Annotated in this window: 18 protein-coding genes; 5 read left to right on the forward strand and 13 right to left on the reverse strand. The window is 34.7% G+C overall.

The window, feature by feature from the left end; translation table 11 throughout:
- From rpiA to IGI42_RS03500, 5 genes are all read right to left on the reverse strand, one after another.
- Positions 1-666 (reverse strand): ribose 5-phosphate isomerase A, encoded by a 666-nt coding sequence (gene rpiA / locus IGI42_RS03480; protein WP_438714300.1) that lies wholly within the window; start codon positions 664-666, stop codon positions 1-3.
- Positions 666-2,567 carry a PTS fructose transporter subunit IIABC gene (locus IGI42_RS03485; RefSeq protein WP_438714301.1) on the reverse strand — a complete coding sequence of 634 codons (1,902 nt, stop codon included), beginning with the start codon at positions 2,565-2,567 and terminating at the stop codon, positions 666-668. The genes rpiA and IGI42_RS03485 overlap by 1 nt, the downstream gene beginning before the upstream one ends.
- 448 nt (positions 2,568-3,015) lie before the next feature.
- A complete protein-coding gene (locus IGI42_RS03490; RefSeq protein WP_438714303.1) occupies positions 3,016-3,174 on the reverse strand; it encodes a hypothetical protein in 159 nt (52 codons plus the stop codon).
- Positions 3,175-3,627: 453 nt separating this feature from the next.
- On the reverse strand, positions 3,628-4,785 hold the full coding sequence (locus IGI42_RS03495) for a tyrosine-type recombinase/integrase (RefSeq protein WP_438714304.1): 1,158 nt from the start codon (positions 4,783-4,785) through the stop codon (positions 3,628-3,630).
- A gap of 98 nt (positions 4,786-4,883) precedes the next feature.
- On the reverse strand, positions 4,884-5,192 hold the full coding sequence (locus tag IGI42_RS03500; protein WP_438714305.1) for a DNA-binding protein: 309 nt from the start codon (positions 5,190-5,192) through the stop codon (positions 4,884-4,886).
- A gap of 254 nt (positions 5,193-5,446) precedes the next feature.
- Here IGI42_RS03500 and IGI42_RS03505 point away from each other — a divergent pair, with 254 nt between their 5' ends.
- Entirely contained in the window at positions 5,447-5,665 is a 219-nt protein-coding gene (locus IGI42_RS03505; protein WP_438714306.1) for a hypothetical protein, read from the forward strand.
- 49 nt (positions 5,666-5,714) lie between these two features.
- On the opposite strand, the gene IGI42_RS03510 is transcribed toward IGI42_RS03505, so the two are convergent.
- The 7 genes from IGI42_RS03510 to IGI42_RS03540 form a co-directional block, all read right to left on the reverse strand.
- Positions 5,715-5,876 (reverse strand): DUF3789 domain-containing protein, encoded by a 162-nt coding sequence (locus IGI42_RS03510; RefSeq protein WP_438714308.1) that lies wholly within the window; start codon positions 5,874-5,876, stop codon positions 5,715-5,717.
- A gap of 575 nt (positions 5,877-6,451) precedes the next feature.
- Positions 6,452-6,667 (reverse strand): helix-turn-helix domain-containing protein, encoded by a 216-nt coding sequence (locus IGI42_RS03515; protein ID WP_438714309.1) that lies wholly within the window; start codon positions 6,665-6,667, stop codon positions 6,452-6,454.
- A 75-nt stretch (positions 6,668-6,742) separates the two neighbouring features.
- The gene (locus IGI42_RS03520) at positions 6,743-7,141 is read right to left on the reverse strand and encodes a sigma-70 family RNA polymerase sigma factor (protein WP_438714311.1); all 399 of its coding nucleotides are present in this window, start codon (positions 7,139-7,141) and stop codon (positions 6,743-6,745) included.
- Positions 7,128-7,619 carry a hypothetical protein gene (locus tag IGI42_RS03525; protein ID WP_438714312.1) on the reverse strand — a complete coding sequence of 164 codons (492 nt, stop codon included), beginning with the start codon at positions 7,617-7,619 and terminating at the stop codon, positions 7,128-7,130. Before IGI42_RS03525 ends, IGI42_RS03520 begins: the two co-directional genes overlap by 14 nt.
- Positions 7,620-7,781: 162 nt before the next feature.
- A complete protein-coding gene (locus IGI42_RS03530) occupies positions 7,782-8,507 on the reverse strand; it encodes a nitroreductase family protein (RefSeq protein ID WP_438714314.1) in 726 nt (241 codons plus the stop codon).
- A 1-nt stretch (position 8,508) separates the two neighbouring features.
- Positions 8,509-9,693, reverse strand: a complete 1,185-nt coding sequence (locus IGI42_RS03535) for an MFS transporter (protein ID WP_438714315.1) — start codon at positions 9,691-9,693, stop codon at positions 8,509-8,511.
- Between the two features lie 116 nt (positions 9,694-9,809).
- Entirely contained in the window at positions 9,810-10,106 is a 297-nt protein-coding gene (locus tag IGI42_RS03540; RefSeq protein ID WP_438714316.1) for an ArsR/SmtB family transcription factor, read from the reverse strand.
- Positions 10,107-10,255: 149 nt separating this feature from the next.
- On the opposite strand from IGI42_RS03540, the gene IGI42_RS03545 reads away from it, so the two are divergent.
- The 4 genes from IGI42_RS03545 to IGI42_RS03560 are packed head-to-tail and all read left to right on the forward strand — an operon-like array spanning position 10,256 to position 13,222.
- Complete coding sequence (locus IGI42_RS03545) at positions 10,256-11,101, forward strand: DapH/DapD/GlmU-related protein (RefSeq protein ID WP_438714317.1); 846 nt, start codon at positions 10,256-10,258, stop codon at positions 11,099-11,101.
- Between the two features lie 11 nt (positions 11,102-11,112).
- Positions 11,113-12,336 carry a glycosyltransferase gene (locus IGI42_RS03550; RefSeq protein ID WP_438714319.1) on the forward strand — a complete coding sequence of 408 codons (1,224 nt, stop codon included), beginning with the start codon at positions 11,113-11,115 and terminating at the stop codon, positions 12,334-12,336.
- Entirely contained in the window at positions 12,336-12,755 is a 420-nt protein-coding gene (locus IGI42_RS03555; protein ID WP_438714320.1) for a hypothetical protein, read from the forward strand. The genes IGI42_RS03550 and IGI42_RS03555 overlap by 1 nt, the downstream gene beginning before the upstream one ends.
- Positions 12,752-13,222 carry a LytR/AlgR family response regulator transcription factor gene (locus IGI42_RS03560; protein WP_438714321.1) on the forward strand — a complete coding sequence of 157 codons (471 nt, stop codon included), beginning with the start codon at positions 12,752-12,754 and terminating at the stop codon, positions 13,220-13,222. The genes IGI42_RS03555 and IGI42_RS03560 overlap by 4 nt, the downstream gene beginning before the upstream one ends.
- Before the next feature lie 558 nt (positions 13,223-13,780).
- Here the strand turns inward: IGI42_RS03560 and IGI42_RS03565 are convergent.
- Complete coding sequence (locus tag IGI42_RS03565; RefSeq protein ID WP_270660511.1) at positions 13,781-14,626, reverse strand: MurR/RpiR family transcriptional regulator; 846 nt, start codon at positions 14,624-14,626, stop codon at positions 13,781-13,783.
- Positions 14,627-14,631: the final 5 nt, after the last annotated feature.

Raw genomic sequence — 14,631 nt, forward strand, 5'->3', positions numbered from 1 at the left:
TTATCCATTCCTTTCGATTAACTCAGTCGTTGTCTCAGTTGCCACAATTATTTTGGTAGCAACTTGGTAGAAGAGTGATATTTCAACAACCCCCACTGTTTGTTGTAGCTTCCTATTTAATGTTTCTAAATCTTGGTGAGGTTTAAATTGTACATCTAAAATCAAATTGCCATTGTCACTTCTGGTAATACCATCTTTCGCTGAACATTTACGTTCAACAATACTTGCGCCAAGTTCATTCATCTTATTCGCAACATCCATTCTCGCTTCTGGAATAACTTCTAATACAATCGGTACTTTAAAAGGTAATTCTTCAAAAAACTTCGACTCATCTACTAAAAGGATGTAGTCTTTAGCCAATGAAGCGACAATTTTCTCTTGAGTGTGAATCCCCCCACCACTTTTTAAAGCGTTCAACGATTGATCTACTTCATCACAACCATCAAAAGCAATATCTATGTGGGAGACTAGGTAAGTGGGTAGAATTGTTAAACCCGCTTCTAAACACAAATTGGCAGTTGTAAATGATGGCGTCACTATTTTTACTTGCTTATTTTCTTCTTTCATAAAATGAATTAAATGTGAAATAGTGCTTCCGCCTCCAAGGCCAACAATCATCCCATCTTCAATTAACTCTAGTGCTCTTAATGCACTTCGCTTTTTCATTATTCCGCCTCACTTCTAAGTTTTTTCTTTAACAATGCTAAAGCAAGACAACCTACAGCTGAACCAATTAAAATGGATAAAGCGTATAATAGAGGATTTCCCATTGTAGGTAACACGAAAACCCCTCCATGTGGGGCACGCAACGTACACCCGAATAACATTGATAAGCCACCTGCAGTAGCGCTGCCCAGCACACAAGAAGGAATGACACGCAATGGGTCACTTGCGGCAAAAGGAATGGCCCCCTCGCTGATAAATGATAATCCTAATAAGTAGTTCACCATACCTGACTGGCGTTCCTTTTCTGTAAATCGATCTTTGAAAAATGTTGTACATAATGCGATTGCTAATGGTGGAATCATTCCGCCCGCCATGACTGCAGCCATAATCTCAAAGTTGCCTTCCGCTAATTGAGATGTTGCAAATACGTATGAGGCTTTATTGATTGGTCCCCCCATGTCAGTTGATTGCATACCTGCTACCACCACACCCAACAAGATTTTACTACTGCTTCCCATACCGTTTAATACGCTATTTAAGCCGTCATTAATCATTCCAACAAATGGATTAACGCCTGTTGTGATAATCGCTGTTAATAAAATACCCACAACAGGATAGATTAACATTGGTTTGATACCTTCAAGAGATTGTGGCAATTTAACAAATAGTTTTTTCAATAGTAAAACAACATACCCACCAATAAAACCGGCAAATAAGGCACCTAAGAAACCAGCGTTCACATCTCCACCAGCGGGATTGCTAAAGGTAACTCCAGCATTAGCAACCATGCCACCAATAAAACCAACTGCTAAGCCAGGTCTATCCGCAATACTCATAGCAATATAACCAGCTAGAATTGGCAACATCATGCCAAAAGAAAATTCTCCAATTGTTTTTAAATACGCTGCAATTGGTGTATTCTTACCAAAATTACTAGGATCAATTGAGTAATCATCCAATAGGAAGGCTAAAGCAATTAGAATCCCTCCACCAATTACAAAGGGTAACATATGGGAAACACCATTCATCAAATGTTTGTAGATGCCATGACCTAAACTATCTTGTTCTGAATGATCACTTTCATTTTTATCATGATGATAAACTTCTACTTCTTTGTTAATAATACGATTAATCAACTCTTCTGATTTATGAATACCATCGGACACTTTTGTTACAATAACTGGTTTACCATCAAATCTAGACAAATCGACTTTTTTATCTGCTGCAACAATAATCCCGTCTGCTTTTTCAATTTCTTCTGTGGTTAAGACATTCTTAGCGCCATCTGCACCTTGTGTTTCTGCTTTAACAGGAATTCCTAACTTTTCCCCACGAGTCTGTAATTCTTCAGCTGCCATATAAGTATGTGCAATACCTGTCGGGCAAGCTGTCACAGCTAATACACGAAAACTATCGCTCGGTGCTTCTGCGTTCTTTTCGGTAATACTATTCTCTTTTTGATCAATTAAATTTAAGAATACTTCCGCTGTTTCCGCTTCAATTAAATTACTCTTGAAATCATTGTCCATTAACATCGCTGATAGTCTCGCAAGTGCTGCTAAATGGACATCATTACTAGCATCTGGAGCAGCTATCATGAAAAACAATGTCGCAGGTTCTCCATCCAGTGAGTCATAATCGACACCTTTTTTTACAACCATCGCGGCTAGGCCTGCTTTTTTGACCGCTTTGGTTTTTGCATGTGGGATAGCTATTCCTTCTCCGATACCTGTAGAAAATTGTGCTTCACGAGCTAATACTTCTTTTTTGTATAATTCTTTATCAGACAAATTGCCACTTTTCTCCATCAAATCAACTAAATAATTAACTGCTTCATCCTTTGTAGAAACATTCACATTAAGATCTATACTCTGTTCAAAAAGCATCTCCCTAACTCTCATTCATTCAATCCCCATTCTGTTTATTCTGATAAGACGTCCACACTCGATAAAAGAAATTTCTTGAGATCTACCACCGTGAAATTTTCTTCCTCGATTTCATAATACCAAAGAAAGTGATTTTTTTCAACACATAATGAAAGAAATTTAATTTCATGGATAAAAAGTTGATTTAGATGGTGTCTCTAAGAACTGCAGATAGCTAAAAAGGATACCTTTCAACTTATGAGTCATAACATCCTTCTGAACACAAAAATAGCCCAATCATCGATTAAGATGATTGAGCATTATGGACAACATATTCATTTGTAAACTAAAGTGTCCCTCTCCAAGACTCTGAAGGTGATTATGGAAATCCAAATAAAGCTATGATTAGAGATAGTACGATGAATTATTGAAAGTCGTTTTGCTTTTGTTTCTCTGCATTCGAACCCAAGCATTTTCCTTAATTTCACCCATATTTTACCAGCTCTTCTAATGATAATAAATGGCGAGGGATAGTAGAACGATTATATAATTTTTCACATTCGCTTCCTGAAAGAGATGATTCTAAACCATAGCAGCCATTCCAGATCTTTTTTTCAAGCGATTCTTCTTCTGTAGGGTTCATTCAAAACATCCTTTCGAAGTTTTATAGAAACCGCGCCATTGCTCCTTTTGGTCATCCGTAGTAGTTGATGGTTCACCTATCGGACGATCACTAGCCTAGCCACGTAGCTGCACAATTCGGTAATCGTTTTGGTATTTTAGGAATGACTTTTGTAGTCAACCAAAAACCTTAATTTATCCCATTCTTGACTACACCAGTAGTCAAAGTGGGATAATCTGAGGGAATTTGAGAAAAATTTCGATTTTAAGAAAAAAAGAGCAAAAGAAAAAGTCCTTGTTTACCAAGGACTTTCGCAGGTTGTACTTCAACAGGAAGTCTAAAAACTTGCCTATCTTCTGATTTCTTTGATTATTGCGAAAGTCGTTTTATTGTTGTTATATCAACGTTTCCAGTCAGATTGACTACATTCTGACTACATTTCAGTGATATAGCAGTGTGGTTGAATAAGGAAATCTAGCTTTCCAAATCAATAAATGCTTGTAATGGTTTTAGCCGTTCGTCAGCTGTTAAGTGACGATAAATTTCTGATGTTGATTTATCTGCATGACCTAGCCGAGCTTTTAAAACGTCCCAGCTACAATGCTCTGCCACCAAGCTTGCCATTGTATGTCTTGTTAGGTGAGTATGAAACGGCTTCGTAATGCCACACCTCGCAACACAGGTTTTGATGTGATCATTGACGTACTCTCTTCTAAAAGGAAGGCCCCGTTTAGAAGGATCTAGGTAGACAAACAAATAAGGCTCTTCAATAACAAAATCTAAATTAGCTCTCATTTCATCAAGAACATTGATCAAGTGTTGAAGCTTCTCCATCACAAGAGGAGTAACAACAACTCTTCTTGCCGAACTAACACTTTTGGTTGTCTCAATCCGAAAATCAATTTGCCGTCCACTTACAGCAGTTTGCTTGAAAAAGAGAATTTCATTTTTTCGAAAGTCAATATCTTCAGGCTGCAAAGCTAAAGCTTCACTAATCCGGCATCCAGTATAAAACAAAACATGAAATAAGGTAGAAAGGGTTAGCTCTTCGTGTATGACAGAATAATTTAAAAGGGTTCTCAATTCATCAATCGTCAAATATTTCTGATCTAAACTTTCCAAAGAATTTTTCAAGTCTTGTACACTTTTCTGGTACTTCGGAAGGGTTACACCAACCAAAGGGTTCTCGTTCAGCAGATTGTTTTTTACACAAAATTTGAGAATTAGATTAAGCGTTTGTTTAAAGCTATAAAGGGAATTTTTGGCATAACCTTTATCTTTTAGGTCAAAGAAAAGACTAACTAAGAATTCAGAATCTATATCTTTCAATTCTTTATCACCAATCCACATTGAAAGAGTTCTTACAGATTCTTTTCTCTTATCATAGGTACTTTGCTTTTGTTCTTTCAACTCTCGATAGTGATCAAACCACATCTCGGCAACAACCGCAAATTTTTCATTACTACCTACAATCTTTTTCCTTCTTTTATTTTGTTTTTCAAGTTCTAGATAAGCAAGCTGCGCTTCGCGTTTTGTTTTAAATCCTCTTCTCGTTGTACGAAATGCCTGGAAGTACCAAGTAACCTGACCAGAAGCAGTAACTTTTCTTTTGAATCTATCTTTTGTCTTCATCGTTTCCTCCTAACATAAGGAGGAGGCGCGGTTACCTAAGACTTTACCGAAGTTTTCTATACTAATCATTATACTATGATCGCCTCCGAAAATAAATTCTACAACGAGCGAAGAGCCCGCATTTTTTCTATGAATAGGTCATAATTTTTATTCCGGTACCATTCTAGAATATCCTCTCTAGAATAATGTCCGCGTATTCCATACCAGCAGGTCGGAAAGTCAGCTAAATTGATCAAACGATTGAGTGTACTATCACTGATTTGAAACTCTCTTTTTAAATCTTCATTCGTCAGAACTAAAGGTAGTTGTTCAATTTTTAGCAGGTGGGAAGTATACTCCTCCATTAACTCTTGAATGATTGGGAAAATTTCATTTTTGAAAAAAGACTCAAAATCTTTGTTAGACATACTTTCACTTCTTTGTTTATAGTTTTTTGGCATTAAATGCTTTAAAATCGATGAACTGATCTAAAGAATAGATAGGCTTAATAGCAATAAAATACTAATTCACCAGCTTTCCAAGAGAATTTTGGCTAAAGTGTAAATCTCTCCCCTATTTTTTTGTAATATTTTACCTGAGACCACTACAGTACCTTTGAAAATTGCGTTTTGACCACTCTAGTGGTATCATAATTAAAAAATCGGAGGGAGTTCAATCACGCATGAATACTGGGATTGCCAATATTGATATAATCACGCGAATTTTGAAACAAAACACTGCAAAAGACATCGCTGAAGGTACTGGAATTAAAATCGGCACCATAAAAAAATTAAAAAGTGGCGAGCGTTCTGTCGATCGAATGAATTTGTCAGATGCTATTAAGCTGACTGAGTATGGTAAGAGTAGTTTATCGGCCGAGATCACCATTTGGAGAGAGTAGTTTATCAATCACATCTTTAAATCATTTTCTCTAATTTTCATATCAAAAATTAGAGCATATCAGTTTTATCTTCGCTATTTTGTTTCGAATTCAGATCAAAGCTTTCACGAATATTTCTTTCCGATTGAGCTCCTACTTGAAGTATCGCCATTATAGCTACACCTACGAAAGAACCAAAAAAGAAGAGTAGCAATCCTAATAAAATGTTCATTACATTTCCTCCAACTTATTGTTATTGTCAGGCTACCTTTGCAACAAAAGGTACATAGGAATTTCACCTCTCCGCTATTTATGCCGAGCCTCACGGAAGTATCATTATCTTTCTAAAATTCATGGCATTCACAGCTGCTATTGTGATTAGACATGACTAATTTACCGCTCCATTAATCAGATTAATATTTTGGCGCTAGTCTGTCGCAGCTCATTATAGAAATAAATGTACCTGACAATGCTATTCAGTTTTCAAAGATCAAATGTGTTTTCATATAGTAAATAAACAATTAGATACAGAAATGAAACCTATCCTGCTATTTTTTTGAGTTAGATGGAATGTTTCATGATGATGATTCTTCAAAAAAATAGAGCACCTAACCTTAGCAAGTCAGGAATACCCCATTTTGATCTGCAACATACAGATATGATTGCTTCTATTTTAAGACAATTACATCAACTCGTATTTATCTTCTTTGGTGTCTTTCAGGTTGCATATCTAAGGAAAACTATGTGTAGGACAAGCAAGATTCAAAGGATAGTATCCCCAGAATCTCGCTTATCCATTTAGCTTTATTAATTACTATTTTGACGTTCTGGATCAAATTGTCTAACAGCTTTTACAAATCGCTCAGCGAGTGTTTGATAACAGTCTTCATCAACAGAGCCATAACAGTTTCTTGAAAGTTTGATCAGTAAATTTTCAAACTGTTCAATTAATTTAGTCATAGCTTCATTGTCGCCAGCTTTTGCTTGTAAAATTAGCGGTACTAAATTCACATAGTTTTCCATTACAATCTCCCTCATTAGCCTTTTTTCAATTAATAAGTAACTAATGGAGGAGATCGAATTTTCACCGAAAATTTACTAGTTTGAGTTAAGATATTGTTTTAGTCTTTCTAACGCTTTTCTTCTTTGTTTAGACACCGCTTGACTACTTATATCTAATTCTTGAGCTATAGCCGGATCTTTCTTTCCTTCGACAAATCTTTTATAGATAATAAATTTTTCTCTTTTGGTAAGTTTGGCTATTGCATTCGACAATTCGATATCATTAACATACTCCTCAAGGACCTCCGATTGTTTTTCAGATAATTGCTCTAACAGTCCTTCATCTTGATATTGCAAATTCATGAGCAAATTATCATCGTGTATGTTTTCAGCTTCTTTCTTTTTTGAAAGTCGAATATAGTTTAGTTTTTCGTTGAGCATAGATTGGTGGATGTATCGAATAAACAAGTACGTTAGTTGTCTATCGTTGGTCATAATAAACTTCCTTCCTATTTCTATATTGCCAAAAACCTCTATAAGCTCTTTCAATATGAAAACTATTCGATTGATGAATTCGAGGTAATATGTTGCTAGTCAAGTTAGAATATTGAATTTGAACCTCATATTTGTCAGTCAGTCTTTCGTAAATTTCTTTACTCCCTAAAGGAACTTCTGAACTTTTTAGAATTTCCGTAATGTATGTAGCAATTCTCTCGAATGGAATTTTTTTTAGCTTACTCTGCCGGAAACTATGATTTTTTTTGCTACTATTAGAACTCACCTGATTTGTGATAGAAGTGTGCTCTCTAACATTACCTTGAATTAATCGTCTGTCATTTTTGATTTTAGTCCCCCTCTCCAACATATCTATCCGATACTTTAGATCGTAATATTGTTTCGTTAGCTCTCTTCTTTCAGTGATGATTTCTCTCATTAAGCTATAAATCAGCTTCACTTCTTCATCAATATCCAAGATATCCCTCCTTAGTACTTAATACTTCATAAGTAAGTAAACTTGAATTTGAAAAAATGAAACCAAATGCAAAAAAAAGTGACAATTCATAGAATCATCACTTTTCTTCATATATAGACAATAAAGTCAGATTCCTACTATATCAAACTTCATTCCTTTTAATCAGCTCAACAAACCTTGTGCTTCTAAGTTTTCTTTAGTAACAGTTTTAAGTGTATCCTTCTCAAAATAATTGAAAATAGACTCACTCCAAATTGACCCTTGAGTCACCCTACTATCGATTAATAATTGATCGTAATCATTAAAAAAATCAGATGGAATAGTATTATAATTTTCTTCAAACACATTTAACACTTTAGGTAGTCTTGGACTTTTAGTTGGGTTATCCAGAGGCTTACCAATTGATAATCCGAATAGTGGATAGGTAAATTTAGGCAAGTTAAAAAGTTGAATTGTTTCTTTTGCATGATACCTAACTCCACCAACAATTACGCAGCCAAGTTCTAAGCTTTCAATAGCATTTACGGCATTCATCGCAGCTAATCCTGCATCAATTCCTGCCACAAACAAGTTGTCAATATTTTTTCCAAAATCATGATGGATATCATTGGATTCAATAATAATTCTAGACCGGTTAAAATCCGCAATAAATAGTAAAAATACAGATGACTTCAATATATGTCCATTTAATGGATTAAGTTCAACAAGTCTTTTCCTTTTTTCTAAATCTCTTACTACTATTACACTATAAAATTGACCGTTAATATGTGTTGGAGCTTTTTTCAAACAATCAATAATTGTCTGTATTGTTCTATCATCAATCTCAAAATTTTTATCAAATATTCTATGCGTTACGTGATTTAGCATTGTATCAGTTACTTGATTCATTCTAGTTTGTTCCTCTTTCTTTAATATCTTTTTCTTTTTGATTAAATATTCCACTTGATTTGTAAATTATTAATACGATTAAATAAGTAAGAATAGTGAAAAAAGCTATCCCAAAAAAACCGGTGAATCTTGTGAACAAAATTCCACCAACAATTCCACCAATTGTAGTACCGGTATACATGGCTGCATTAGACAATGACGACACGGTACTCCTTGCAGTAGTTGTAGTACTTTGTAAAGTAGTCATAAAAATTGGGAAGATAAAACCATTAACTATAAAAGCCAGAGTAAGTAATACTTCTGCTACGTATAACGAGCTTGAAAACGGAGTAGCAAAGTATAATACGCAAAGCAATATTATTCCAATCAACAGTGACTTTGAAAGCCCCCATCTAGCTATAAGTTTGTTACCAAACAATGTACCGAATAAATTACCTGCTCCTATTGCTATCATTGCTGTACCAACTCCAGATACACTCAAATAAAAGTCTCTGGTAAGCCAAGAACCGATGAATGTCATCATACAAAAATTTCCTGTTTGGAATACTAAATAAGCAAATAAGTATTTTAATGCCAAATTGTTTTTTAGCAATGCCCCGTATACTTTTCCAATTGTGGCATTATGATCAATTTGACTCTGAATATTTAGAGAAGGCAAAAGTATACTCACCACAAGTACCATAACTAGTGAAACAATTGAAATAGCAAAAAATGGTGCTCTCCAAGATATCACAGCTAGATAACTACCGATAGGCACTCCAATTAATTGAGAAACTGCAAGCCCAGCACTAGCCATACCCATCATTTTCACAATTTTTTCTTTGGGAGCAATAACAGGTATTGATGCCCAAACTTGTGGGGTTACAAAAGAAGCACTAACACCAGCTAAAAATCTAAATAATATCATTAGTTGAAAACTTGTTGCGAATCCACATAAAAAAGTAGCTAATGCAAATCCGATAAATCCAAAAATCATTACTTTCTTTCGATCTCTTCCGTCTGAAAATGGCCCACTTATCAAAGCAAACAGTGCATATCCTAAAGCATATGCACTTACCATCCATCCAGAAATACTTGAAGAAATTCCATATAGTTCTGAAAGCGTTGGTAAAAGCGGTGATACTAAGAAAGTATCTGTTCCAATAAGAAACATGACAAGAAAAAAAATGATTGAATACTTTTTCATAAAAAGCAACTCCTAAAATAAATTTATTTTATTGTTGTGGAACTATCGAAACTCAGATGATAACAATTCGATTGTTCTGCAATTATGAATATATCGTATAGAAAGAAACCCAGATTCTATAAAGAATCTAGGAATCCCGGAAGATATTTATCAAAGGTATCTTTATTTAAGGTGACGAATTTTTCTCTAGATTCTTTTCTAGTTGATGTTAATCCGGCCTCTCTAAGAGCTTTAAAGTGATAAGAAACAGTTGATTTACTTAGTTTAATATTTTCACCAACCTCTCCACAACCAACTTCTTTGTCACTATTTTTTAGTAACCTGATGATCTCTAATCTAGCAGGTTCAGCTAAAGCTTTTAAGATTTTCACTCTGATTTCATCTTCTTGCTGTTGCGATTGTTTTGTATTCATGAAACTATCATAGTACTAAATGGTTCGTTTGGCAAGAATAAACAATATTTGTTCATTCGTTTTTTTCTAACGATACTGTTCAATATCGTATAATGGAATAATTTTGATACTTCTATTACTTTAGAAATATAGAAACGAGGTGACAATACATGGATACGAAGTTGAGTAAACAGATTCTCTTGGACAAGAATGTACGTATTGACAATTCAAGTTTAGGAAACTTTATTTGGATTAGAACAGGTACAACCATCAACAACTCTTTTATCGGAGATGATGTTTTCATTGGTTTCAGATGCAAAGTTAATAACTCTAATATTGGGAACTATGTCCAAATTGCTTCTAAATCTAAAATTGGAGGTGGACTAAAAACTACTAAAATAGAGGATTTTTGTTGGATAGGAGCTAACGTTTCAATCGCTGATGGAGTAACAATTGGTAGAGGCTCGGTTATCGGAGCCAATTCAGTTGTAAAAAAAGATATACCACCAGATACAATTGCATATGGCACAGGGTTATTAGTAAAAAAAACAAGGATGTATATTAAAGATTCTGTTCCAGATTTCAGATCAGCACTAAAGTCCAATCTAGCGAAACAAGTTCTTGGCGAATATCTTTCTACTGATAAAAATGGGAATTCCATATCTGCTCATATAATTTGTGAGCATGATTATCAAATTGGTTTTAATAATATACTAATCGGGAATGAATCAACCGGTGGTTATATTCAATTTGGAAATAACGTGTCTATTTCTAATGGCTGCATCTTTGAAGGAGCCGGAAGAATCATTGTTGGGAACAATAGTCAGATTGGGAACAATGTACACATCGTTTCTAACAGTCATGATTATTCACAACAATCACTTCCTATGATTTATCAACCAGTCAAAATCGGAAGTAATGTAGTTATTGATGATAACTGCTTAATTTTAGGTGGAGTTTCAATTTCTGATAATTCATTTATCAGTAGCAACAACTTTATTTTAAAAAATGTATAGGAGGACAAATTATGAGGAAAGTACTTTTAGCCCCAAATCCTACAGGAGCAGGTCACAACATGAGATTACTTGCTATTGGTAAAAAGCTTAAACAAACCAACGATAGTTTGGAAATCAAAGTTTTGCTAGGATCACGTCAAGATGTGTTTACAGAGCTTTTTGAAAAAGCAGGAATAGAAGTTATCGATTTGAATCCTACAGGTATTATTGGTTATTCAAACAAATCCCACTTGAGTAGGACTCTTAATTGGAAAACTATGATTACTAATTATTTTATTCCTACCTTTTTCAATGGTGATAAAATCTTAAAGTATGTTGATTTAATCAATGCAATCGAGCCTGATTTATTAATCAGTGACTACAACATTAACGCCTCTATCGCCGGAATAACAACAAATACTAAATCGGTCTTTGTAACTGAAAGACATAACTTCACATTAGTTGATGTTGAGATAAATGATTTGATTTCCGGAGGATTTGACGTAGATATTCCCGAAATTACTGCCGCACAGAATGATTTAAACAGACTTTTCTCGTGGCTGATTGAAAACACAGATTTAGTTATTACGGACAAAGTCTTTTTAGAAACTTTCAAAAGTGATGTTCAACTATCGAATAATGACAAAGTGCATTTTGTGGGCTCCATGTATGTAGAGAGAGAAGATACAGAAGCAATAGATTTTAAGTCTTTACTTATCAATAGAAATGATCCATATATTGTTGGCACTGTCAGCAATACAACTATGTTGGAAGAAGACAAATTCAAAAATCTTGAGGTTTATATCAATACTTTTAAGAGACTAAAAACGTTTATTCCAAATTTACAACTAGTTCTATTAGGAACTAGTGAAAAGCCTAAAAGAGATAGTGGGATTGTTTATTTACCTTATCTTCCAAATTGGAAAACATTAATTGAAAATAGTAATCTTCTTGTCTCGCATCCTGGTTGGATTACTGTAACGGAAGTAGCTTATCTTCACGTTCCAACAGTCTTCTATCTTCCAAACTTCATGGAGTATCATGAGGTTGAGGCCTATCGAAGATTGGAGCAGCTCGGATTGCCTGTTTTTTCTGGATACAACACAAATAAATTCAGCAACATCATTCTTGAAATACTACAAACCGATAAAGATAATCTTTTTTTAGGCTATGAAGCATTGTGCCCTTCCGAAGATGGAGTTGATAAAGCAATAGGGTTAATTAACAACTTGATAGAAAATGAGGTGACAGTTTAATGACTAAAATTATTGATAGTTTGGAAATGTTTACTAGAGAAAACTTCTATGATCAAAACTACGGAGGATTCCATGCTGCGATTAATCAATCAAAAAATGATATTGTCACGGAAGATAAAACGTTAGTAGACATTGGATTAGGTCTTTTAGCCTTCTCAAAAACTCAAAATAAAGATATGCTTAGTAAGCTATTAGACGATCTAGAGCTATTCAAACATTCCAAAACTTTAGGCTTTGATGAGATTATTGATACTGTTTCTTTGCCTTATGATGCCGGTAAAGTGAGAACTACCTTCACACAAATTTTGGTTCAACTAGGTATATTCGAAGCGGCAAAAGTTTTAAGCAAGGAAGAGCTCTTAAATCAATCTGTATCATCAATCAATTCAATTGTTTCTAAATATTTTTCTTTTAAATGACAGCAAAAGCTTTCGAATTTAATACTGGAGCACTTGATTTTTTAGACAAAGCCGGTACAGATGAAACAATTGGTTCAAGATTAAAAAATACGATTCATTTCATTCAAAAAAACATTTCTCCTTCAAATACTAGAGAAATTCTTTCATTCTCAGGAAGATACTATCATTTTGAAGTTTTCAAAGATGATATCTATTACTTTGAAACTACTGGAGCTAAACATAAGATAAAACTTGTTTCACGAAATAAATCTATTGAGTTTACTTCAACTTTAAAAGAAGTTGAGAAATTGAATCATTCATTTTTAAGAACACATCAGGGATATATTGTAAATTGGGACAACGTCATAGGATTGGATAAAAAGAGAAGAGAGCTTTTTCTTGTTGATGAAAAAAAATGTCCGGTTTCAAGATCATATTATGCATCATTAAAGAAGAAAATATCAGAGATTAATGAGCTAATACAATAAGCAACCGCCCTCTGTGTTTGTTACATAGCTGGATGGGAATGGAACGAATTCAGGAAAATCTCTTCATAACCTACCTCCAGAGAAAGACGCAAAGCTCTGAATTGAGAACTTTGCGTCTTTCTGGAGGTATCCTTATTAAGTTTACGGTTCAAATAGGATCTTGCCCATGCTTTTTCCAGACTCCAGAAAATCATGGGCTTTCTTCCCTTGAGCTAACGGAAATATGGTTGGTTCACTAATTTAGATTTTGCCAGATTTAAGTTAGCTGAGAATCCTCTCACTTCTGCTGGTTCTCAGACCTGAATTGGTTAAATGGTTCCACAAATTACCAATCAGTATACTTATAGGTTGAGAAACTGATTTTACGTAGTCAATAATTGGTGAATTACTGCAACCAAAGTCTAAAAGAATAATGACACATCAAACAAACAGCTAGACAAAAGGAGCCACCTAGCTGTTTGTATTTCTAGTTCATTTGGTTTAGTCCGCTACTTCAGCATCAGTTGATTAGTTCAGTCGCAAGAAATATAACTAATTTTCAAAATTGAAAGAGTAATCTCACGATTTGTACTTCGCTAAAAATTCTTCCCGATCTGAGCTGTAGCGATGATATTTGCCATCTTCGTCTACCGACAGCAGCAACAGCAGCATATCAATAATCGCTAAATGAGCCATTCTAGTTGAACTGACTGCTTCGAAATAGGTTTTCTCACTGGTATAGCTTAACAGTAAGTGGTCGACTAAATTGACTAATGGAGATTTTTCATAGCTAGTGATAGCAATCGAAGGAGTGTTGCGTTCCTTCGCAATCGTCGCTATATCCAAGATCATATTGGTACTGCCTGAGTTAGAGATCAGCAAGCACGCATCCTTTTCCGTCATTCGAAAAGCAGCATTCGTCTGCATTTCCGGTCCGATATCCACATTTGTCCGAATGCCGTATTGGGTAAATTGATATCCGGCATAGACTGCGATGGGATTGGTGTTTCCTGCGCCAAAAATGTAGAGCGTATCACAGGTCTTAATTAATTCCAGTGATTTTTTTACCGTCTCGCGATTAATTAATTCATCGCCCTTTTTCAGCTCTTCACATTTGAACTGAAAAATATTGTGAATGGAGGTATTAAAATCATTCAAATCGATTTCATAACTCTGGTCAGTATTTTCATCTTGAATATTTCTAGCTAAGGAAATTTTAAAATGATAAAAGCCTTTGCATCCAGCTTTTTTCGACAGCCGCATAATCGTTGCTTCACTGACGTTTGAATGCTCTGCCAGTTCAGTTACACTCATATTGGTTACCTCGCTGGGATGCTCTAAAACAAAGTCTGCGACCTTTTTCTCTTGTTCAAAGAGATCATCATAAATGGCTTTCAATGATTGTAAAACATTCGTATCGTTCATAATTC

Source organism: Enterococcus sp. AZ109 (assembly GCF_051714625.1).
In the GTDB taxonomy this organism is placed as follows: domain Bacteria; phylum Bacillota; class Bacilli; order Lactobacillales; family Enterococcaceae; genus Enterococcus_A.